1 protein-coding gene is annotated in these 461 nt (G+C 70.5%); it reads left to right on the top strand.

Annotated features, from left to right (window positions below; all coding sequences use genetic code 11):
* The coding region (locus THIARS_RS18020; protein WP_245846008.1) for a molybdopterin-binding protein at nt 1-461 on the top strand (461 nt) is incomplete at both ends.

The raw sequence follows: 461 nt of genomic DNA, 5'->3' as shown, positions 1-461 counted from the left end.
GGCGGCGTCAGCGTGGGCGAAGCCGACCATATGCGTGCGGTCATGGCCTCGCTGGGCGACGTGGTGTTCTGGCGCATCGCCATGCGCCCAGGCCGGCCCATGGCCTTCGGCCGCATCGAAAGCGCGGGCCACGGCGCCATGCTGTTCGGCCTGCCCGGCAACCCGGTGGCCGTGATGGTGACCTTCTACCACTTCGTGCGCGAGGCCCTCTTGCACATGATGGGGGCGCAGATGCAGCCCCTGCCGCTGCTGAGCGTGGTCGCGCAGACCACGTTGCGCAAGCGTCCCGGGCGCACCGAATACCAGCGCGCCGTGCTCGAACGTCTGCCCGACGGGCGCCTGGCCACGCGCACCACCGGCGACCAGGGCTCCGGCATCCTGCGCTCCATGAGCCGGGCCGACGGCTTCATCGTGCTGCACCACGAACAGGGCAGCGTGCAGGCCGGCGAGTTGGTGGATTT

The organism is Thiomonas delicata (assembly GCF_900088825.1).
Lineage (GTDB): Bacteria > Pseudomonadota > Gammaproteobacteria > Burkholderiales > Burkholderiaceae_C > Thiomonas_A > Thiomonas_A delicata.
The sequence above is the reverse complement of the archived record's forward strand: the minus strand, read 5'-3'. Positions and strand labels throughout refer to the sequence as shown.